This window comes from Natronosalvus sp. KLKA75 (genome assembly GCF_059736265.1).
In genome coordinates this window covers 186,244-206,568 of sequence record NZ_CM185522.1, presented here as the reverse complement: position 1 = coordinate 206,568, position 20,325 = coordinate 186,244, and the positions used below count along the sequence as shown (strand labels likewise).

The 20,325-nt window shown below is 65.9% G+C and carries 22 protein-coding genes; 14 read left to right on the top strand and 8 right to left on the bottom strand.

Going from position 1 to position 20,325, the window contains the following annotated elements; genetic code table 11:
* Nucleotides 1-27: 27 nt before the first annotated feature.
* The 3 genes from AC6I65_RS01005 (at nucleotide 28) to AC6I65_RS00995 (ending at nucleotide 2,007) form a co-directional block, all read left to right on the top strand.
* Nucleotides 28-462: a UPF0146 family protein gene (locus AC6I65_RS01005; RefSeq protein ID WP_497902254.1), complete on the top strand. Its 435-nt coding sequence runs from the start codon at nucleotides 28-30 to the stop codon at nucleotides 460-462.
* Between the two features lie 63 nt (nucleotides 463-525).
* Nucleotides 526-1,569: a zinc-binding dehydrogenase gene (locus tag AC6I65_RS01000; RefSeq protein ID WP_497902253.1), complete on the top strand. Its 1,044-nt coding sequence runs from the start codon at nucleotides 526-528 to the stop codon at nucleotides 1,567-1,569.
* 99 nt (nucleotides 1,570-1,668) lie between these two features.
* Nucleotides 1,669-2,007 carry a DUF7977 family protein gene (locus AC6I65_RS00995; protein WP_497902252.1) on the top strand — a complete coding sequence of 113 codons (339 nt, stop codon included), beginning with the start codon at nucleotides 1,669-1,671 and terminating at the stop codon, nucleotides 2,005-2,007.
* A gap of 107 nt (nucleotides 2,008-2,114) precedes the next feature.
* On the opposite strand, the gene AC6I65_RS00990 is transcribed toward AC6I65_RS00995, so the two are convergent.
* Complete coding sequence (locus AC6I65_RS00990) at nucleotides 2,115-2,648, bottom strand: hypothetical protein (protein ID WP_497902251.1); 534 nt, start codon at nucleotides 2,646-2,648, stop codon at nucleotides 2,115-2,117.
* Between the two features lie 222 nt (nucleotides 2,649-2,870).
* Between AC6I65_RS00990 and AC6I65_RS00985 the strand changes: the two genes are divergently transcribed.
* From AC6I65_RS00985 to AC6I65_RS00975, 3 genes are all read left to right on the top strand, one after another.
* Complete coding sequence (locus tag AC6I65_RS00985; RefSeq protein WP_497902250.1) at nucleotides 2,871-3,329, top strand: Tfx family DNA-binding protein; 459 nt, start codon at nucleotides 2,871-2,873, stop codon at nucleotides 3,327-3,329.
* Nucleotides 3,330-3,398: 69 nt separating this feature from the next.
* Nucleotides 3,399-4,184, top strand: coding sequence for an SDR family oxidoreductase (locus tag AC6I65_RS00980; RefSeq protein ID WP_497902249.1), 786 nt, complete (start codon nucleotides 3,399-3,401; stop codon nucleotides 4,182-4,184).
* A 92-nt stretch (nucleotides 4,185-4,276) separates the two neighbouring features.
* On the top strand, nucleotides 4,277-4,867 hold the full coding sequence (locus AC6I65_RS00975; RefSeq protein WP_497902248.1) for a DUF8215 family protein: 591 nt from the start codon (nucleotides 4,277-4,279) through the stop codon (nucleotides 4,865-4,867).
* Nucleotides 4,868-4,901: 34 nt separating this feature from the next.
* Here the strand turns inward: AC6I65_RS00975 and AC6I65_RS00970 are convergent, their stop codons facing one another.
* Complete coding sequence (locus AC6I65_RS00970; RefSeq protein WP_253431819.1) at nucleotides 4,902-5,213, bottom strand: DUF7091 family protein; 312 nt, start codon at nucleotides 5,211-5,213, stop codon at nucleotides 4,902-4,904.
* A gap of 210 nt (nucleotides 5,214-5,423) precedes the next feature.
* On the opposite strand from AC6I65_RS00970, the gene AC6I65_RS00965 reads away from it, so the two are divergent.
* The 3 genes from AC6I65_RS00965 to AC6I65_RS00955 all read left to right on the top strand — a co-directional run bounded on the left by AC6I65_RS00965 (nucleotide 5,424) and on the right by AC6I65_RS00955 (nucleotide 7,583).
* Entirely contained in the window at nucleotides 5,424-6,353 is a 930-nt protein-coding gene (locus AC6I65_RS00965; RefSeq protein WP_497902247.1) for a replication factor A, read from the top strand.
* Nucleotides 6,354-6,980, top strand: coding sequence for an RPA family protein (locus AC6I65_RS00960; RefSeq protein ID WP_497902246.1), 627 nt, complete (start codon nucleotides 6,354-6,356; stop codon nucleotides 6,978-6,980). It abuts the gene before it with no gap.
* A 204-nt stretch (nucleotides 6,981-7,184) separates the two neighbouring features.
* A complete protein-coding gene (locus AC6I65_RS00955; protein WP_497902245.1) occupies nucleotides 7,185-7,583 on the top strand; it encodes a DUF8146 domain-containing protein in 399 nt (132 codons plus the stop codon).
* 42 nt (nucleotides 7,584-7,625) lie between these two features.
* Here AC6I65_RS00955 and AC6I65_RS00950 read toward each other — a convergent pair whose 3' ends face one another.
* Nucleotides 7,626-8,081: a DUF5814 domain-containing protein gene (locus AC6I65_RS00950; RefSeq protein ID WP_497902244.1), complete on the bottom strand. Its 456-nt coding sequence runs from the start codon at nucleotides 8,079-8,081 to the stop codon at nucleotides 7,626-7,628.
* Nucleotides 8,082-8,890: 809 nt separating this feature from the next.
* Between AC6I65_RS00950 and AC6I65_RS00945 the strand changes: the two genes are divergently transcribed.
* Nucleotides 8,891-9,256: an HNH endonuclease gene (locus AC6I65_RS00945; RefSeq protein ID WP_497902243.1), complete on the top strand. Its 366-nt coding sequence runs from the start codon at nucleotides 8,891-8,893 to the stop codon at nucleotides 9,254-9,256.
* Nucleotides 9,257-9,298: 42 nt separating this feature from the next.
* Here the strand turns inward: AC6I65_RS00945 and tatC are convergent, their stop codons facing one another.
* Nucleotides 9,299-10,285, bottom strand: a complete 987-nt coding sequence (tatC, locus tag AC6I65_RS00940) for a twin-arginine translocase subunit TatC (RefSeq protein ID WP_497903136.1) — start codon at nucleotides 10,283-10,285, stop codon at nucleotides 9,299-9,301.
* A 782-nt stretch (nucleotides 10,286-11,067) separates the two neighbouring features.
* Here tatC and AC6I65_RS00935 point away from each other — a divergent pair.
* A complete protein-coding gene (locus tag AC6I65_RS00935; RefSeq protein WP_497902242.1) occupies nucleotides 11,068-13,410 on the top strand; it encodes a twin-arginine translocase subunit TatC in 2,343 nt (780 codons plus the stop codon).
* 73 nt (nucleotides 13,411-13,483) lie between these two features.
* Entirely contained in the window at nucleotides 13,484-13,660 is a 177-nt protein-coding gene (locus AC6I65_RS00930) for a ribbon-helix-helix domain-containing protein (protein WP_253431802.1), read from the top strand.
* Nucleotides 13,661-13,713: 53 nt separating this feature from the next.
* On the opposite strand, the gene AC6I65_RS00925 is transcribed toward AC6I65_RS00930, so the two are convergent.
* The 4 genes from AC6I65_RS00925 to AC6I65_RS00910 all read right to left on the bottom strand — a co-directional run bounded on the left by AC6I65_RS00925 (nucleotide 13,714) and on the right by AC6I65_RS00910 (nucleotide 18,079).
* Complete coding sequence (locus AC6I65_RS00925) at nucleotides 13,714-14,556, bottom strand: arsenite methyltransferase (RefSeq protein ID WP_497902241.1); 843 nt, start codon at nucleotides 14,554-14,556, stop codon at nucleotides 13,714-13,716.
* Nucleotides 14,549-14,920 (bottom strand): ArsR/SmtB family transcription factor, encoded by a 372-nt coding sequence (locus AC6I65_RS00920; protein WP_497902240.1) that lies wholly within the window; start codon nucleotides 14,918-14,920, stop codon nucleotides 14,549-14,551. Before AC6I65_RS00920 ends, AC6I65_RS00925 begins: the two co-directional genes overlap by 8 nt.
* 164 nt (nucleotides 14,921-15,084) lie before the next feature.
* A complete protein-coding gene (locus tag AC6I65_RS00915; protein ID WP_497902239.1) occupies nucleotides 15,085-17,481 on the bottom strand; it encodes a DEAD/DEAH box helicase in 2,397 nt (798 codons plus the stop codon).
* A gap of 85 nt (nucleotides 17,482-17,566) precedes the next feature.
* Complete coding sequence (locus AC6I65_RS00910) at nucleotides 17,567-18,079, bottom strand: PH domain-containing protein (RefSeq protein WP_497902238.1); 513 nt, start codon at nucleotides 18,077-18,079, stop codon at nucleotides 17,567-17,569.
* A gap of 202 nt (nucleotides 18,080-18,281) precedes the next feature.
* Here AC6I65_RS00910 and AC6I65_RS00905 point away from each other — a divergent pair, with 202 nt between their 5' ends.
* Nucleotides 18,282-19,073, top strand: coding sequence for a DUF91 domain-containing protein (locus AC6I65_RS00905; RefSeq protein ID WP_497902237.1), 792 nt, complete (start codon nucleotides 18,282-18,284; stop codon nucleotides 19,071-19,073).
* Nucleotides 19,074-19,170: 97 nt separating this feature from the next.
* The gene (gene endA, locus AC6I65_RS00900; protein ID WP_497902236.1) at nucleotides 19,171-20,256 is read left to right on the top strand and encodes a tRNA-intron lyase; all 1,086 of its coding nucleotides are present in this window, start codon (nucleotides 19,171-19,173) and stop codon (nucleotides 20,254-20,256) included.
* The last annotated feature ends 69 nt before the right edge of the window (nucleotides 20,257-20,325 follow it).

Below are 20,325 nucleotides of genomic sequence, written 5' to 3'. Positions count from 1 at the left end.
GCCGCCCCCCAGCATAAACGTCCCGCCGTGGTACGCTTTCACCGGGACCGAGACCGAAACCAGAACGCGCTCGTGGGGGAACTCGAGACCTACGAGCGCCTTCTCGAGGTCGGCATCGGACGGCGAACGGCGGTCGCCGAGGCGCTCGTCGAGGCCGGGTGTGCAGTCGTCGCGACGGACGTTCACCCGCACGAGACCCCCGAGGGAGTACAGTTCGTGATCGACGACGTCACCGATCCCGAACTCGAGGCCTACGCCAACGCCGACGCCATCTACGCGCTGAACCTCCCGCCGGAACTGCATCGGCCTGCGCTCCAGGTGGCCCGCGCGGTCGACGCCGACTTCCTGTTCACGACGCTGGGTGGCGACCCGCCGCTGGTGCCCGTCGAGCGAGTGTCGCTGCCTCGAGAGACGCTGTTCGTCTCACATCGTGGAACGGAGCGTTCCGGCGGCGGCCGTTGAGAGGGGAAGCGAGCGCTGGCGGGTGACGAACAACTTTTCACGGATTCTCGCGTTGGCCCCGGTATGCAGGCTGTCACCTTCACCGGCCACGGAGACACCGACGTAATCGAGTACGCCGAGGTTCCCGACCCCGACGTCGGACCCGAGGACGTGCTCATCGACGTGAAGGCGGGCGCGCTCAACCACCTCGACGTCTGGACCCGACGCGGGCTTCCCGGACTCGACCTCGAGCTGCCACACGTCCCCGGCAGCGACGCGGCGGGGGTCGTCGTCGACACCGGCGAGGCCGTCACCCGGTTCGAGGAAGGCGACCGGGTCGCCCTCTCCGCGGGCGTCTCCTGTGGCGAGTGCGAGTTCTGCCGCCGCGGGGAGTACCCGCTCTGCGTCTCCTACCACGTCATCGGCGAGCACGTCCCCGGCGTCCACGCCGAGTACGCCGCCGTCCCCCAGGACAACCTGATCCCCGTTCCCGAGGGCGTCGACTGGGTGACCGCAGGGTCGACCACCCTCGTCTTCCAGACCGCATGGCGCATGCTGATCGACAGAGCCGATATCTCGGCGGGCGAGTCCGTCCTCGTACTCGGCGCTAGCGGCGGCGTCGGCCACGCCGCCCTCCAGATCGCCGCCCACGCGGGCGCGGAGGTGTACGCCACCGGAAGCAGCGAGGAGAAACTTCGATACGCCGAGGCCCACGGCGCCGACCACGTCGTCGACTATGAGGAGGAGAACTTCGCCGACTGGGCGCGCGCCGAGACCGGCAAGCGCGGCGTCGACGTCGTCGTCGATTACATCGGCGCCGGCACCTGGCGCGATTCCATCCGGTGCCTCGCGAAGGGTGGGCGCCTCGTCACCTGCGGCGGCACCGCCGGGCCGAATCCCGAGACCGACATCCCTCGCATCTTCTGGAACCAGCTCACGATCCTGGGCTCGACGATGGCTACCCCGGGCCAGGTCGACGACGTGATGGAACTCGTCTGGGACGGCACGTTCGAGCCCGCCGTCCGCGAGGTGCTCCCGATGAGCGAGACTGACCGCGCTCACGCCCTCCTCGAGGACCGCGAAGGATTCGGGAAAGTCGTCGTTCGGCCGGATAGCGAACTCGAGTAGTCGAAGATCCGTAATGGACGGACGAGAAAGTCGAAGATCGGTCCTGACGTGCAAACGAGAACCGTGAGGGCTATGCAGACGCGCTCGTAACACTCGCACGTGACCTCGAGCGACGACGGCGGCTACGTCCACGACCCGAACGCGTTCGACCGAGAGGGTCGGCGTACCGCGGACAACCAGAAGGGGAGCGCGGACGCCGCCGACTCGAACGACGACGCCTGGCTCGAGCGGCCGATTCATCCTGAGTCGACCGACCGGGAGTTCGGCCGTCGCGGCTGGGTGCTCGTCGGGATGATCGTCCTCGCGTTCATCGTCGCTCCCGGCCTGATCCTGCTGACGCCGCCGGACATGGACTACTGGTTCGCGCTGTTGATCCTCCCGCTCCTGCCGGCGACGATGCTGGCGCTGACGGCGGTGTGGGCGACGACGCGGCCCTGAGCCCGAACGGGCGGTTCTCCGTCTCCTCGGGCTGCGGTTTTTCACTCCTTTGGCGCGAATGTACTTCCTCCTCGAGGCTCGTCTCGAGTCGAACCGTCCTCTCCCCCTCACTCCTCGACGTCCACGAACGCATCGTAGAACTCGCTCGTGAGGTGACGCCGTTCCCACCGTTCTCGAGCCTCGTCCCCGATCAGCGACGCCCAGGCCGTCAGGACGACGGTACAGGCGGCCAGTCCTGGAAGAACCGCAATCCCGGTTGTGATCAGTGGCTCGAATACGAAGAAGCCGACGAACCTCGATCGGAGCCCGGAGACGTCCGGGCCGAACAGGAGCCACCGCGCCGGAAACGGCGCGAGGACGACGATAGCGACCGGATACGGGAGTACGTTCAACACCGGCCCACCGTAGCCACGGACGAACGCGAGCGAGAAGTACGTCCAGACGGCGACGCCCGCGATCGCGCCGCCCGCCCGTTGGGCACCGATGTTCGACTCGAGCGCGAGCACCGAGAGGTCGCCGTAGACGGCGGCGACGACCCCGAAGTACGCAAGGAGGCAGACCGTGATTCCGCCGAGGACGGTCACCGTGTGTGCGAATCGCGACTGTGTGGCGAACGGATCGAGGCCGGGCGGGCGGTTCATCCTCACCTCGAGTTCCTCGAGGTGACGGTTGAAGGTTGCGAGTTCGGTGATGGGGATTCAAGATGGCGAGTACGGCGACGGCGCTTGAGGGTGACGAGTACGGCGGTGGGACCCCACAGACCGCCCAGCGACCGGAGACGCTTTGGGGGTCCCCTCACCTAGGTCGGGTATGGACGCGATCACGGCCGCGACGGCCGCCATCGAGTCGAGGGGGTATCGACCGTGATCGAGGACGCCGAGGAAATCCTCGAGGAGGTCGGCTTCGACCCCGAGGCGAGCGTCCTCACCCACCGCCAGGCGCAGGTGCTGGCGCTCCGCGAGCGTGGCTTCTCCCAGGCGTCGATCGCCGACGCGCTCGGGACCTCCCGCGCCAACGTCTCCTCGGTCGAGGGGAGCGCCCGCGACAACCTCGAGCGCGCACGCGAGACCATCGCGTTCGCCGAGGCGCTACGAGCCCCGGTTCGCGTGCAGGTCGAGGCGGGAACGGACCTCTACGACGTCCCCGAGGCGGTGTACGCGGCCTGCGACGAGGCGGGCGTCAAGGTCGAGTACACCGCACCGGACCTGATGAAGGTCGTTTCGGACGCCGCCGGCGACGCAGTGACGGGTCGTCAGGTGGCGACGGACCTCGTCGTCGGGGTCACGAGCGAGGGATCGGTTCGGGTTCGCCAGTCCGAGTGAAGAGGAAAGGGAATGGAGGCGGGTTGCCACGGCCCCGAGAGATTTGTCCTCGGCGAGCGTAGTCGACCCATGGACCTCGACGTCGACGGCAACGCGGCACTGGTAACGGCATCCTCGAGCGGCCTCGGCCTGGCGAGCGCGGCGGTGCTCGCCCGACAGGGCGCGGACGTCGCCATCTGCGGGCGCGACGCGGACCGACTCGAGACGGCTCGCGAGCACGTCGATGCGCAGGGAGACGGCGAGGTGCTCGCGAAGCAGACCGACCTCACCGACCCCGACCAGGTCTCGGACCTGGTCGCGACCACTGCGGAGGCCTTCGGCGGCATCGACCACCTGGTCACCTCCGCGGGCGGCCCACCGAGCACGACCTTCCTCGAGACGAGCGAGCGCGAGTGGTACCAGGCCTACGACCTGCTCGTGATGAGCGTCGTCTGGACGATCGAGGAGGCCCACCCGCACCTGCTCGAGTCCGACGAGGGATCGATCGTCTGCGTCACCTCCCGGACCGTCCAGGAGGTCGCCGACGGCCTCCTGCTCTCGAACGCGGTCCGCCGGGCGGTCATCGGCCTCGTCAAGACCGTCTCCCGGGAGTTCGCGCCCGAAATTCGCGCCAACGCCGTCCTCCCCGGCACCATCGAAACGCCCCGCATCGAGGAACTGATCGAGGCTCGCGTCGAGAACGGCACCTACGAGGACTACGAGTTGGGGCTCAAGGCGATGGCCAACGACATCCCGATGGGACGAATCGGCGATCCCGAGGAGTTAGGGGAGGTCGTGGCATTCCTCTCGAGTCCGCACGCGAGTTTCGTCACCGGGGTCGAGGTGGCCATCGACGGCGGGCTGTTGCGGAGTTAGAGCGCCTCACGGGAGGCGACTCGTAAACGCCAGTCGCAGTTCGTGCGGACGCCCCTCCCAGCATTTGTGTCTCGAAGTGGTAGCCGCCAGCGATGACGCGCGAGTCAGAGCCCGGACGGGGCCGGACGTCGGATCGCGACCGGGCGTCGAGCGATCGACCATCGGAGCCGAACCGGGCGCCCGGACGGGCCACCCGCCCTGCCTACTCGAGCGAGCGCCGCACCTGGTACGGCCACGGAACCCTGGCTCGAGCCGAGAAGCCGCCGGTCCGGCGCTACCTCCACGACGTGACCACCGTCTTCGCGGAACTCGCCGTGCTGGGACTGCCGGCGATCACCCTGGCCTTCCTCTCGCCCGACCCGCGCATCTACAGCGTCTCGAGTGCGATGCTCGTCGCCTGGCTGACGATGACGGCGGTCGCCGCCGGGATTCGTGGCGGCTGGGTCCGGCCACTCGGAACCGACGTTCGGGGCTGGCTCTCGCTCACGCCGTGGCTCGTCGTGCTCCGAGTCGCCTACTACAACCTCGTGCTCGGTGCGATTGCGTTCGGGAGTCCCGCCGTCGGGGACGCGGTCGGGTTTCCGCCTATCTCGCTCGTCGTGGCCATCGGCTCGAGCGCCCTCGCCGCCCTCGCGTTCCCGCGGCTGGGCGAGTGGGTGTATGGGCGGCTCAAGGGCGAGTGAAGAGCGTCTCCTCGCAATCAGCAGAGAGCGACGATCACCACGTCTCGATACGCCCCTCGTGAACGTCCTCAACGCAGCCCTCGCAGTCGGGGTGGTCCGCCTCGTAACACGCCGGTCGGAACTCCTCGTCCAGTTTCGCGGCTCGCTTCTCCGCAAATCGGCGGCAGACGATCTTTGCCCGCCCCGCGTCGTCCGTCGGCAGGCTCCGCGCGTTTCGCGCCACGCGGTAGGCCTCCCGGGCCTCCTCGAGCTGACCGTCTGCCGACCGGCGAACCTCCGCGTACTGGGTTCCCGCCTGCTCGAGTTTCGAGCGCAGAAACCGCTCGAGTCGACGCCGATCTGCCATTGTGGGTTGCGTTCGTGGGCCGGACACATATACTGTTGGCCAGAGCAGCTGCTCGAATCTCCTTCTCGACCGGAGAAGGAACGAAGACGGTCGACGCGACGCATCAAGCACTGTCGAGGACCACTTTCACTCCGGTAGCGGCAGTTTAAATACGATCGGGCGCGAACACCGGTATGCCTCCCATGGATACACAAGAGGAGGCGTGATCCGATGAGCGACGTACGCCAACACGCAGAAGACATACACGCGCAGTTTTCAGACCACATCGACCTCGAGGTCGAGGACGTCGAGAAGCGACTCACCACGCTGGTCGACGAGTACAAAGTCCCGATGGACGAGGCTCGCCGATCCGTGACGACGCACTACCTCGACGAGGCCGGCCTCGAGCGCGAGGACATCTCGAGCGGCGGCAGCGAGCGCGCCCAGATCGAGGACGTCGACGAACCCGAAGAGTGGATCGACCTCACCGCCAAGGTCATCGAACTCTGGGAGCCCCGCAGCGACTCCGTCGCACAGGTCGGCCTCCTGGGCGACCCGACGGGCACCATCAAGTTCACCAAGTGGGCTAAATCCGACCTCCCGAGCCTCGAAGAGGGCGGCGTCTACGACCTTCGTAACGTCGTCACCGACGAGTACCAGGGCCGGTACTCGGTCAAACTCAACTCGACGACGGTCATCGAGGAACTCGAGGAAGATATCGAGGTCGGCGACGACACCAGCGAAATCGAGGGCGCCCTCGTCGACATGCAGAGCGGCAGCGGCCTCATCAAGCGCTGCCCCGAGGAGGACTGCACCTACGTCCTCCAGAACGGGCGCTGTCCAGACCACGGCGAGGTCGAGGGTGACTTCGACCTCCGCATCAAGGGAGTCGTCGACGACGGCCTCGACGCCCACGAGGTCATCTTCGACGCCGAGGCCACCGAGGGGCTGACGGGGATCAGCCTCGAGGAGGCCAAGGACATGGCGATGGACGCCCTCGATACGACCGTCGTGGCCGACGAGATCCGGGATCGGATCGTCGGCACCTACTACCGCATCGAGGGGCCGACCTTCGGCCGCTACGTCCTGGCCGACGAGGTCGAGGAACTCGACGGGCCGGTCGACGCCGAGGAACTGCTGATCAAAGCGAGGTCGATGTAAATGTCTCAGACACAACTCACCCGCGAGGTCGCAAAGCGCGTCTTCGCCTCCGAATTCAACGACTCGACGTACGCGTTCAAGGAGTCCGACGACGAGCGCGCTCCGAACTACGCCCTGCTGCCGACTGGCGACCGCGCCAACCGCGTGTTCTTCGTCGGCACGCTCACCGAAACCGAGGACGTGGGCGACGAGAGCGAGTACTGGCGCGGGCGCGTCGTCGATCCCACGGGAACGTTCTTCGTCTACGCCGGCCAGTACCAGCCCGAGGCCGCCGCAGTCCTCCGGGACACGGAGCCGCCGGCGTACGTGGCCATCGTTGGCAAGCCGCGCACCTACGAGACCGACGACGGCACCGTGAACGTCTCCGTCCGGCCCGAGTCCATCGCGGTCGTCGACGAGGCGACCCGCGACCGCTGGGTCGTCGAGACCGCCGAGCGGACTCTCGACCGCGTCGAGGCGTTCCAGGCGTGGGAAACCGAGCAAGAGGCGCCCGAAAGTGGATCCACCGTGCCCACCAACGAGTACGCCCAGATGGCCCGCGAGCAGTACGACTCGCCCGTCGAGAACTACCGCCGCGACGTCATCCAGGCCCTGGAGAGTCTCGAGGACCTCGAGGCCTCGGCCTGACGCGAAATCGAAGTCGCACCACCCTGTCGTATTCCCTTTTTGTGGACGAAGATCGGTCCGCTGACAGCGTCTCGAGCGAGAGCCTATGGCGGAATCGTCACCCCATCGCCGACGAAGCGGACTGGAGGCGGCGATGACGTGCCGTGACCAGTCGTCTGACAAACGGTTAAGTGCCTCGCGCGACGATAGCTCATCGATACCGACATGGGCAACAAGAACAAGACCATCTCGTTCCGGGTGAACGAGGATGCCTTCGCGGCCCTCCAGGAGATCGCCGAGGAGCGCGACATCTCGTTGTCCGCCGTCTTCCGGGACTACGTCGACCTCCTGGTCGACCACGACGGGCAGGTGGCCGTCATCCCCGAGGACGAACTCGAGGCCCGAAGCGAGGGCGAACCGTCGTTCCCGCCCACCGTCGAGGTGCCAAAGAGTTTCGTTCGCGAGCACGAACGACTCGAACTCGAGGCCGAGCACCTGCGCGAACAGCTCGAAGAGCACAAGTCCTACGTCACCGACCTGCGCGACCGCCTCGAGGACGAGGAAGACGAGGTGTTGTTGCTGGACGACCTCGACGACTCGGGCGACTCGCCGACGGTTCGGTAACTCGTCGGACGAGCGTCGAAGCCAGCGAGCGGAACTGCGCAGTTACCGCGACAGTTCGTTCTTCACGCGTCGAATCTCTTCCCTGGCGTCGTCGTCCCCTTCGACTCGAGCCAGCCCCTCGGCGGCCTCGAGCGTGCGAACACCGCTGTCGAGAAACGAGAGGATGTCTCCGGAGTAGGCGTAGACCATGTAGTCGTCGCTCATCACGTCCACGATGGCGTCCGGACCGAGTCCCTGGGCGCGCAACTCGAGCAGGTAGCGAACGAACTTTCGCTCGGGACACCCGCAGTAGGGATTATTGTCGCAGTCACAGTCCAGAAAGTCCGTCGCGAAGTCGAGCACCCGCTCGCGGGTGGCGTCGTCGAGCTTCTCGAGGCCCCGGCCCTGGAAGAGCACGTCGAGCGTCGCCCCCTTGAACGCCCCCTTCGGGATGTTCGTCTCGAGCTGGGAGCTGAGCTGGCGGTGGTTCTTGACGTAGATCTTGTCGGTGATGGCCACGCGTTGGTGAGGGTACTCACGGCACAGGCAAAAGCGACTCGGATAGTTCGCGGCGAGGAGAGGAGAATCTCGAGCCATTACTATATATCCTATAGTAGAATCTCGACCGACGAATCGCTGGACTCCAAAACGCGCTACCGACTCCCACGGCGTCTCGAGAGTCGTAACGTATTTGAAGTTGACCGGGCTAGAAGCGCTTGCAAGCGTGTCCGGGTTGGGGTAGTGGTTATCCTTCAGCCTTGTGGAGGCTGAGAGGCGGATTCAATTTTCGCACCCGGACTCCATCAAATTTTTGATAGTTTATCGGCAGTCACGACTGGTGCTATCCGCAAGATTATATAGAAAAGCAGGGCCAGAGTGAGCGATGCGTGACTGTCCGACGTGTGGCAAGCGATTCGAAACGAGACGTGGACTCGGCGTTCACCACAGTTCCGTACACGGCGAACGGCTTCCAAATCGAACCTGTGATCGCTGTGAATCCCGATTTTACTCCGACCATCAGAAGAAGTACTGTTCAGACGAGTGTCTCGACGCATCCGTTTCCTTCGCCGGATCCGACAACCCAAACTGGAAAGGAGGAAAGGACCAAACGAAATGCGAGCTGTGCGAGTCTACGTTCGAGTACTATCCATCCGACAAGCCAGGTTTGTACTGTCCCCAGTGTTTTAAAACCGAACAATGGCGTGAGCGCCCAGCACTCGAGGGGGATGCAAACGGACAGTGGCAAGGCGGCAAAGTCACCACCGAGTGCACCGTCTGCACTGACTCGATCGACCGGTACCCGAGCGCGGTCGGCGACGTCGTCGTCTGTGGCGAAGACTGCCGACGGCGCTGGCTCTCGGAATCGTTCACCGGCGAGGGCCACCCCCAACTGGAAGGGTGGGGATACCGGCCCCTACGGGAAAGGGTGGGGAGCCGTTAGACGACAGGCCCTTGAGCGCGACGGCTACCAGTGCGTCCATTGCGGAACGACGAAGGACGAGCTCGGTCGCAACCCGGACGTTCACCACCTGATTCCGGTGCGAGCGTTCGCCGGAGCTGACGAAGTCGATCGGGCCGATGCCCACGTCCTCGAGAACGTCGTCTCGCTCTGTCTGCCGTGTCACCGACGAGCGGAGTTCGGCCAGATCAGCGTCGAGACGCTTCGGGCGTATGCCGGACTCGAGGCGGCTTGATTCGAGCGAAAAGCGGTGTCTGGAACCCGATCCTGATTCTGATCACTCCCGCCCGGTCCACTTGAGCAGGAGCAACGTCCCCTCGAAGAGGATGATCATGATGATCGCGACGATGATTGGCGCCATCAGCGTCGGGTCGATGGTGAACATGAACGAAAGGCCGGCGAACGCCGCCCAGAAGTACAGCCGTTTGTCGGCCAGCCATCGACGGGTCGTCACGCCCATCAGGACCGCGAGGATGACGAGCAGCGGGATCTGGAAGACGATTGCGAGGAAACCCGTCAGCGTGATTATGAGGCCGAACGTCTCGCCGAGGGCATACGCGATGTCCGCGCTCCCTTCCGAGTAGAACGTGAAGTACTCGAACAGGATCGGCAACACGACAATGAACGAGACGAACATCCCGATCCCGGCGAGGACGACGCTCGTCGGCACCGCCGCGAGGTAGTACTTGCGCTCGTTGGGGTACAGCCCCGGGCGCATGAACAGGTAGCCCTGGTAGACGAGCATCGGAATCGCGGCCATGATCCCCGCCAGCGCGGCGACTTTGATCCGGGTCAGCCAGAGTTCGAGCGGGGCGTAGACGTGCGGCGGCGGCACCTCGGCGGCCGGTCCGGGGAAGACGTTCTCCCAGATGAGTCCGATGGCCTGTGAGGACCACAGCAGGGCGATGGACGTCGCGGCTGCGCCGACGAGGAAGACGACGGCCAGCCGGAGAACCATCTCCTCGATGTGGTCGGCCAGAGGCATCTCCTCGTCGTCCGGCGGGGTCGAGATGCCGCCGATGTCGTCGTCGGGGTCCGGATAGCTCGGTTCCTGACGGTCTCGCGCCCCGTCGTGGTGGCCGTGGCCGTCGGTCTTCGCTTCTGGGCTGGCGGTCGCGTCGGTGTCAGTCTCGCCCGGCGGTTCGGGGGCGGGTTCCTCGAGGTGGCTAAGGTCGGGATTGGTGCCGACGCCGGCGGGGTCGTCTTCGTCTTCAACTTCGGGGTCATCTTCGACTTTGGCATCGTCGACATCGTTCTCAGACATCTCGTCTCCCTCTTCGGACGATTCGAGACTGGGGCCAAATTCGAATTCGGTGTCGGTTTTGGTTTCGTACGCGGTCTTGACATCGCCACCGGTACTCGAATCCTCGTCGTTCGAACGGCTCCACCCCGTCGGGCCGAGTTCTGGGCGTTCGTCGAGCGGAACGTCTTCGAACCCGCTGGGCGCGTCGTGGTCATCCGTTCCTCCGTGAGCCGTGAGTCCAGTCGATTCGTCGGCCGCGTCCGGAGTATCGGGGTCGTGGTCGCTCGACGCATCAGTGTCGTCGCTCAACGCATCAGTGTCCTCACTCGAGGGTTCGTCGGGCTCGCCAGAGGTATCGTCACCATCGGTGCCATCGGCGGTGGTGTCCTCACCGTCGTTCGCGTCCCCATCGCGGTCACTCGCGTCCGTGGCGGCGTCGTTTTCGGATCGGGAATCGGTAGCGGCCTCGGCGCTCGAGTCCCGTGGCTCCTCGGCCTCATCGGTGTCCGACCCAGCATCCGACTCGTCCGACATCTATCGGGATATAGATAGGCGCCCGGTTATAGGCCTTTTTCTTACGCCACGGGATTGAGAGTCGAGGAAGGTGACACAATCGGGCGCTAAAACGACCCTTCGGTTCGCCATCGTCCCGACCGGCCTGGCCCACGGCATCGACCTCAAGGGGACGAATTCGTTCGAAGGCATCGACCCGAAACAGCCTCCGGGAGACCGAAAACGGACGTCCATCACGAGCGTTGACTCGAAAAGTTGATAACTGCATATAAGCTACCGTGGAACACCGAATGAGCGCTATCGACGAGGACACCGTCCGGACGATAAATGCCGGACGGGACACGCTCGGGGCGATGCTCTCGAGTGCCCAGGCGAACCTCCAGAAGGTCTTTATCATCTTCGTGATCGGCTTCATCGGATCGTTCTACGTGCTCCGACTGTACATCTGGGACTTCCTCAAGGCGACGGCGAAAGCCGAAATGGCGCCAAACGTCGCCGATCAGGCGACGGTCATCACGCGGACGCCGTTCGAGGTGATACTGCTCCAGGCGAAAATCGGCATGATCGTCGGCGTCATCGTTGCGATTCCGGCGCTACTGTATTTCTCACGCGACAAACTTCGAGAACGCGGCATCGAGAGCGTCGTCCCGATTTCGGCGGCCTCCCTCGCCACCTTCGTCCTCCTCTCGCTCGTCCTCTTCGTCGTCGGACTGATCTACGCCTACGCGGTCTTCTTCCCCTACGCGTTCGGCTTCCTCGCCGGGAACGCCGTCGCGATGGGCGTCAACCCCAGTTTCGGGATTACCGAGTTCACTGAATTCATCGCCCTCCTCACGGTGTCGTTCGGCCTGGCCGCCCAGCTTCCGCTGTTCATGAGCGCCCTCTCGTACACTGAAATCGTCCCCTACGAAACCTTCCGGGACAAGTGGCGCCACGCCATCGTCGCCATCACGGTCTTCGGCGCGCTCTTCTCGCCGCCAGACCCGTTCACCCTCGTCATGTGGGCGGCACCGATGGTCATCCTCTACGTGTTCAGCCTCGGCCTCGCGAAACTCGTCGCCAACGTCCGCCGGAAGGGTGAAGCCGAACTCGAGAGCGGAACCGGCCTCGTCAAACGCCGGGTCCTCCAGTTCGGCCTCGGCATTCTCACGATCGCTGGCCTCTCGAGTCTCGCCATCAGCTACGGCGCGTTCGACTATCTCAAGGAGGAGGTCTACCCCGCCCTCCCCGCCTGGATTCGACCCGGCGGCGGCTCGATCCTCGAAACCCTGCCGGCCGAACACGGCCTCACGGGAACGATCGCCGCGGGACTGATCGTCGGCCTCGGCGTCGCACTCGTCGCGCTGATCGGCTACACCATCGTGGTCCTGCAGCGGCCGATCTACCCGCGTGAGTCCGCGCTCCGGACCGCGACAGACCCCTCCGAGATCGACCTGCAGGTGCTCGACGCCGAGGCCATCGAGCGCGCGCCGCCGCAGGTCTTCCTCAAGATGACCGAGGAAGAGGCCATGGAGGAGGCCCGCGAGGCGATGTACGACGACGACAAGGCGAAGGCGCAGGCGATCCTCGATCGGTACGATTCGCTGAATGCGGCCGCTGACGCCGACGGTGCGAACGCCGACACCAGCGAGTCGGCGACGGCACCCGGCGAATCGGCCGGAGGCGAAAGCGGCGACGCAGGCGACGCCGACGACAGCGGCAGTCTTTTTTCGAGCACGGCCGCCGGGATGCTCGATCCGTTCACCGAAGACGAGACGACCGAGGAGGACATCGGTGGCTACGCCTACGACTTCGCGTTCATCCTCAACAGCCTGACCTCGAAGATGTTCCGGCTGGTCGGCCTGTTCATGCTCGTCATGGCCGGGACGTTCTTCTGGCTCTACCAGGGCGGCGTTGGCGACGTCCTGGAACTGTTCCTGAGCCGAATGCCCGAGTCCGTCCTCGAGGAGGTCGCCGTCGAGAACGACGTCGATCCGAGCGGAATGGATCTGCAGACGTTCCTCGAGCAGACCGACCTCGTGGTCGCGATCCACCCTGTCGAGGTGCTGATCTTCGCCGTGAAGGTGAGCGTCATCGCGGGCTTCGTGGCCGTGCTTCCCCTCTTGCTCTACTACGCCTGGCCCCCAGCCAGGGAGCGCGGCCTGGTTCGGGGCGACCGACGCGTGTTCCTCGTCTGGGGCGGGACGATCGCGCTCGGGTTCGCCGCCGGGACCTACCTCGGGTTCTTCTGGATCGCCCCCTCCGTGATCTCCTACCTGGTCGCGGACGCGCTCGCCAACAATATGGAGGTCTCTTACCGGATCAAGAGCTTCTTCTGGCTCGTGATCTACACCACCGTTGGCATCGGCTTCCTGTTCAACATCATCGTCACGATGGCGCTGTTCCACGTCGGCGGTATCGTCAGCTATCGGACGATGCTCCGGCGCTGGCGACCGGTCGTCGTCGGCATCTTCACCGTCGCCGCGTTCGCGAGTCCGAAAGGGATACTGACCATGTTCCTGATGGCGATCCCGCTCGCAGTGACCTACATGCTGGGACTGGCCGTCCTCTACGTGCTCACCGGCGGCGGACGATTCTTCGGCGGCGGGGGGTCGACATCGGCGCCCGAACCCGTCGAGCACGAAACCGGATAGCGCGTCTCAGTTTTGTCCCCTGGCCGAAGCACCCGTCAAATCGCTTAAGAACTCCGCCTTCGAAGGAGCGACCATGCCAAAGATCAGCGTCGAGATCCCCCAGGAACTCCTCGAGGACCTCGACGAACACGTCGGCGACGACGGGAAGTTCGTCAACCGCAGCGACGCGATTCGCGCTTCGATCCGCAAGACCCTCGACATCCTGGACGAGATCGACGAGCGACACGATCGGCTCGAGGAGGAGTCATAGGGCGCCGTTGCCTTCGTTTCCGATTTCGTCGTGTCGATTCGGTGGCCGATGACTCACCGGACCGGTTTTCGCGCCTCGATGGTCACGGAGACGACGTACTCGCTCAGATCGCGGTCGTCGTCCCACTCGCGGATGAACGACCCGCTGTCCGCCTTCGGCTCGACGGAGACGTCCTCGAACCCGGCCTCGACAAGCATCGACTCGAGCTCGGGGATCGACGACGCGCCGGCGACGCAGGCGGCGACCGACGACGGGCCCGCTCGTACCGGGTCCGGCAGTTGAGCGGTGAGCACCACGTCGGAGATGGCGAGGCGCCCGCCCGGTCGAAGCGCGCGAAACGCGTCGGCGAACACCTGCAGTTTGTCCGGCGAGAGGTTCACGACGCAGTTCGAAATGATCACGTCGATCGATCCGTCGACGACCGGAAGGTGCTCGATTTCGCCGAGGCGAAATTCCACGTTCGACGCGTCGTTTTCTCGCGCGTTCTCGCGAGCCTTCTCGACCATCTCCGGCGTCATGTCGACGCCAATAACGCGGCCGTCCGGCCCGACTTCCCGGGCGGCGAGGAAACAGTCGAAGCCGGCCCCGGAACCGAGGTCGAGGACGGCGTCCCCAGCGTCCAGGCTCGCGATTGCAGTCGGATTCCCGCAGCCGAGTCCCAGATTCGCGCCCGCGGCGACGCTCTCGTGGGCTTCCTCGGCGTAGCCCATCGAGCGCGATCGATCATCGAGTTCACCATCCGTCGTTCCGCTCCCGCAGGACGCTTCGTCGTCACAGCAGGACGCCGAATCGGTGGCGATTTCGGCGTACCGCTCTCGTACCGCTTCGCGCTGCTCGGCGGCAGTGATCCCGGTCTCGCTCGAGCCGGATTCCGTCGAGAGTGCGTCGTCACTCATCCTCGAGCCTCCGGGTTTTGTCGAGCACCTCGAGCAGCCTGTCTGCCCGCGGCGTGGCGCCGTAGTACCGCCATCGGCCCTCCTTGCGTCGCGTCACGAGGCCGGCGGCGTACAGCCGCGATAGGGCCTGGCTGACCGCGCCCTGGCTCACGCCGAGGGCAGGTTCCAGTTCGCAGACGCAGATGTCTTCGTCGCGGTCGGCGATGAGACGTAGTGCCTCGTACCGGGTGTCGCTCCCGACGGCCGACAGCGTTCGGACGTCGGCGGCCAGTTCCCGTTCGCTCAGGGCGTGTTCGGCCGCGGAACAGCAGTCCGCGTCTCGATTCGACCGAGTGGATTCGTTCGCCGGGTGGTGCGCAGTCATTTTAGCTATCCCTAATATTAGCATGTGCTAATATAGATGTTTCGACGGTGATGGCTCGTATCGACGTCTACCGGAGAACATCCTACGCACGTTCGTTCGAACGATCTACGTGAGAAGCACCGTTCGAGCCTCAAAAACCGTCGCGGACTGTCTCGAGGCCGACGCTATCGACGAACCTCGACCGTCCGCCGCTCCTCGAGCGGGCGTAGCGGCTCTTCGGGGAACGCGACGCTGACGGTGTACTCGAGTTCGTCCGCGTTCGCACCGAAGACGCCGACGGGGACGGTCTCCGAATCGCGGAGGTACGTGCTGGTGCTGGTCATCTCGACGCCGTTGACCGTCACGCGAACCCCGGCCCTGGCCGGTTCGCCCACGTTTCGAATGCGGACCTCCTGGACGGCGTTCTCGCCGGCACTGATGGTCTCGGGAAAGTCTCCCCACTCGAGTTCGACCGCGGGGAGCGTCTGTGCGCCCTCGTAGATGCGCTCGGCGATGCTCTCGCCCAGCCCCGCGTCCTCGAGTCCCGAGACGCCGGCCGCGACGACGTCGCCCGGCGTCGAGAGTCCCTCCGTCGAAAGTTTGCTCGCCCGACCGGCGGCGACGCCGTCGATGGCCGTCAGGCCGACCGCGTCGTCGGCGACGCCGTTCTCTATCCGGGCCTCAAGTCGCCGAGCGAGGTTGGCGTCGTGGGGCGTCGCGAACCGGTCGAGGAACGCGCGAAGGGCGGCGAGCAGGCGAAGCGCGTTCTGTCGAATCACCCAGGCGTCGCTCCGGAGGTCCTGCGGGGTGTTGCCGTTGTCGGCGGCGCTTCGCAGGATAGCGAGCACCTTTCGCTGACCGGCGTCGAGGTCGCCAGTGTCCTGGCCGACGAGCGCAGCGTTGATCGCATCGCGCTCGGACTGGCGGGCAGAGACGGAGTCGAACTCGCCAGCCGTGGCGACGGCCTCGAGGACGTCGTCGGCCTCAAGGGTCGTTCCCGGCACCGATGCGGTGGTGGAGTCGTCTCCCCCGGCGCCCACGGCCCGGTCACACAGCGCTGCAAAACCGACGGCCGTCTCGAGGCGCAGGTAGTACGTGGAGGCGAGCACGCCCCGGGGCGTCGACTCGACCGAGAGGTCCTCGCCGGTCTCGACGAAGCCCTGCTCGACCAGTTCCTCGAGGCAGTCTCGAACGCGCCGTCGGAGGTTCTGGAAGTCGTAGGACTCCGGGCGCGACTGGCCGCGAACGTAGTAGAAGGTGGTCTCGAGCCAATCCATTACGTCCTCGAGGTCGGCGATGGTTCCCATCGCGATCTCGGCGTTGAGGTGGGTCTGGAGGCTGTCGGCCAGCCGGGACTCGATCTCTTTCCCCTCCCGAAGGAGGCGGCGGTAGTCGTCCGCCTCGGCGCCGTCGCAGACGACCCAGCCGTAGCCGACGTCGTCGTAGCCGGGTCGGCCCGCGCGCCCGAGCATCTGGAGAATGTCGAGCGGACTCATGTCCACCTCGCCCTCGAGCGGGTCGTGGTACTTCGTATCGCGGATGACGACGCAGCGGGCGGGGAGGTTGACCCCCCAGGCGAGCGTCGACGTCGAGAACAGCAGTTCGATCTTGCCCTCCTTGAACCACGCCTCGATCAGGTCCTTGTCGTTCTTCGAGAGGCCCGCGTGATGAAAGCCCACGCCGTCGAGCGCCGAGTTTCGCAGGGTGTCGTTCTCGAGGCGCTTCGTCTCAGTATGAAAGTCGTAGTCGCCGCGAGCCCCCATCGGCACGTCGCGCTCGCCAATCTCGTCTCTGGCCTTCTTCGCCGCCTGGACGGTGTCCTGGCGGGAGGCGACGAACACCAGCGCCTGGCCGTCCTCCCGGAGGTGAGGTTCGGCGAGGTCGAGCGCCCGGTAGAGGCGACGGTACTTGTCGGCGAAGGAGTTCTCGCCGTGGGTGTAGGTCTTGACGCCCGCGTTGAGGTCGACCGGGCGGTACTCGTCGCCGAACTCGAACGTGCACACCGGCGGGGCGTCGAGCCAGGCCGCCACGTCGTCGACGTTCGGCATCGTCGCCGAGAGCGCGACGACGCGTGGGTCACAGAGCCGACGCAGCCGCGAGACGGTCACCTCGAGGACCGAGCCGCGCCGGTCGGCGTCGAGCAGGTGGACCTCGTCGATCACGCAGACGTCGACGTCCGTCACGAAGTCGTATCGCGGCGAGTCGTGTTTTCGAGTCGCGGAATCGAGCTTCTCGGGCGTCATCACGAGGATGTCCGCGTGCTTCGCCCGGCGCGGATTCAGGTCGCGTTCGCCGGTGACGACGTACACCGAGTAGTCCATGGACTCGAAGCGATCCCAGTCGGCCTCCTTCTCGTTGGTCAGCGCCCGTAGCGGGGCGATAAAGAGGGCGGTTCCCCCATCGGCCAGTGCGTTACAGATCGCGAGTTCGGCCAGGGCCGTCTTCCCCGATGCCGTCGGCGCGCTCGCGACCACGTTCTCCTCACGCTCGAGTAACGCGGGCAGGGCCTCGCGTTGCATCTCGTTGAACGCCTCGAACGCGAACGCGTCGGCAAAGTCGGGCAGAACCTCGGCGACCTCCATCACTCGGACAGGGGGTGTGCCCGGTGAAAGGCGTTTCTGTCCCGGCCAGCGACGGGGGTGCGAGGCGTCTCGTACCGAATCCCGCTCACGTCGGCTGGATACCCGAATCGCCCTCGAGTTCGGCGCTCAACCGGCCGGCCGCCCGCTCGGGGTTCGGTACGTGCGTGAACGTGAGTTCGGGGTCGGCCGAGCCCGCCGTGTAGACAGTCAACTGCCCGTACCCGAGCAATCGCTCGAGGACGCCCTGCTCGAGGGTCGTGTTCTGGACGCGGTCGAGACGAAACTGGGTGACGTCCCGGGAGAGGATGCCACGTTTCCGGTACAGTTGGCTCGTGGTGAGGACGTAGCGCGTGCTCGTCCAGCGGAGGTACGTCGCGGTGACGACGACGAGGCCGATGGCCCCGACGGCCAGACCGATCGCCCTCGCGAGGCCGTACTCGGTCCCGGCTGCCAGGCCGAGGACGATGATTCCGAAGAGCATCAAGCCGAGGCCCATCGGCAGTTTCCACCCCATGTCGATCGGATGCGGCCGGCTCTCCCAGACGACGGCCTCCCCGTCGGCGAGGTGGAGCCAGTCCGCCTCGTACGTCTCCCCCATACCAACCGGTATCACGACCGGGGTCAAAAAGTCTCGTCTCGGTCACATCGAACGCGAAGACGAACGTGAACACGGGACATGGACGTGAACGAGAACGTGAACGCGAATCGAGACAATCCGTCCGCTGAGCGTCGAGGAGAGTCGCCAGGACTGGGACACACCGGCTCGAGAGTTTATATACCATCGCGCGGCCAGACCACCCATGCCCGACGACAGCATTCGCGTCCTCGCCGGTGACTGCACCGTGATCACCGACGGAACCGACCGCGAGGAGTACCGCGGCCGCGTCACGACCATCGTCAAGCCGGACAACACCGTCCTCGTCCACGACGTCGACGGCTACCAGCCCGTCGCCTGGCTCACCCGCGCCGACAGCGTCTCGAGCGACCGCGAGGACGGGTTCACCCTCGTCGCGAAGAAGGACACCCAGACGCTCCGGGTCGCCGCCCACGTCGAGGACGGCTTCGCCACCTATCCGGCCTCGAGCGCCGGCACCCCCGTGGGCGAGTGTCCAGGCGACGACTGCACCGGCGTCCTCGTCCTCTCGAACGGCATCCACTGCGTCGGCTGTGGCGACCGCTACGCCATCCCGCGGGATGCGACCCTCCGCGACGACCGCTGTGACTGTGGCCTCCCTCGCATGCGCGTCGAGCGCGGCCTCGCGTTCCACGTCTGCCTCGACCGTGGCTGTGAGTCGCTCGACGACGCCGTCCGCGAGGCGTTCGACCGCGAGTGGGACTGTCCGAACTGCGAGGGTGACCTGCTGATCCTCCGACGGGGCGGCCTGATCGCCGGCTGTGAACACTATCCCGACTGCGACACTGGGTTCGTCATCCCGACGGGCGTCGTCGACGGCGAGTGTGCCTGCGGCCTCCCCACGTTCGACACCACGACCGGCACCCGCTGCCTGGACGCGACCTGCGACCGCGCTCGAGCGGGGGCGCTCGAGTCCGAGGCGGCAACCGAAGGAGGGTCGGTGACGGCCGACCACTGACGATTCGCCGCCCAGACGAGCCCGCTCGGCGACGTGACCCACCAGCACCGACGACGGGATCCGCAGGGGCTTTGTGGCCCGCCCGACACCTCCGGGTATGGAACTCGAGGGACGGTTCGATGGCGACGTCGTCCGCGTCGGCAACGACGCCCGCCAGCGGTTTCACGACTCGCGCGGCTACGGCTACCCGCTCGAGGGCAACGAGATCGCCCTCGCACCGGTCGAGGCCGCCCACCTGCTGTATCGGGGCGACCTGGCTGCCGTCGGCGACGGCGACGAGCGACTGTCGTTCCGGTCGTTCCTCGCCCGCGAACCGGGACCGGAACCCGACTTCGGCGTTCGGTTCCTCGTCTACGCCGACCTCCGTTCGCGCGGGTTCTACCTCGCCCCCGCTCGCGAACCATGGGTAACGGATCCGCCCCGAGCCGAGTTCGCCGTCTTCCCCCGCGGGAAAGGGCCGAGAGACGGGGAAATCGAGTACGCGCTGAGCGTGGTCGGCGAGCGAACCGACGTGGCCGCGAACGACCTCGAAAGCGGCGCCCTCGCCGTCGTCGACGAGGAGAGCGAGATTACCTACTTCGACGTCGGCCGGCCCGAGATTTCGGGAACGAGCGAGACGGCCCTTCCCCAGAGGGTGGAAGCCGATCTGCTCGCCGATCGGGTCGTCATCTGGAATCCCCCACACGAGCTGTACGAGCGGACGTTCTACGGCCAGCCGCTCGAGGGCCGGGAGTACGACCGACCGACCCTGCAGTGTTCGTTGCTCGAGGCTGCCCACCTCGCGGCGGCGGGCGCGATCGACCTCGACCCGGCGGCGGTGCTCGAGCGCGGTCGTGACGTCGAGGGCGAACGATTCGACCGGCGACTGGCCGTCTACACCACGCTCCGCAAGGCCGGCGTCGTTCCCAAGACGGGCTACAAGTTCGGTGCGGACTTCCGGACCTACGCGAACGTCGAGTCGGTCGACGACCTCGGCCACTCGGAACTCCTGGTCCGGGTGCTGCCGGCAGAGCACGTCTTCGAGCCGCGAGACCTCTCGCTCGACGTACGGCTGGCCCACGGCGTCCGGAAGACGATGGTGTTCGCGCTGGTCGGCGAAGCCGGTCCGGGAGGCGACGGCGACGCCGACGCTGACGCCGAGGCCGACATCGAGTGGCGGTCGCTCGAGCGGCTGACCCCCTGACCGAACCGGATTCGAATTCGGTTTCGAGACCCGTTTCAGCGGTCGATTCCACGCCAACGTATTTGCCGC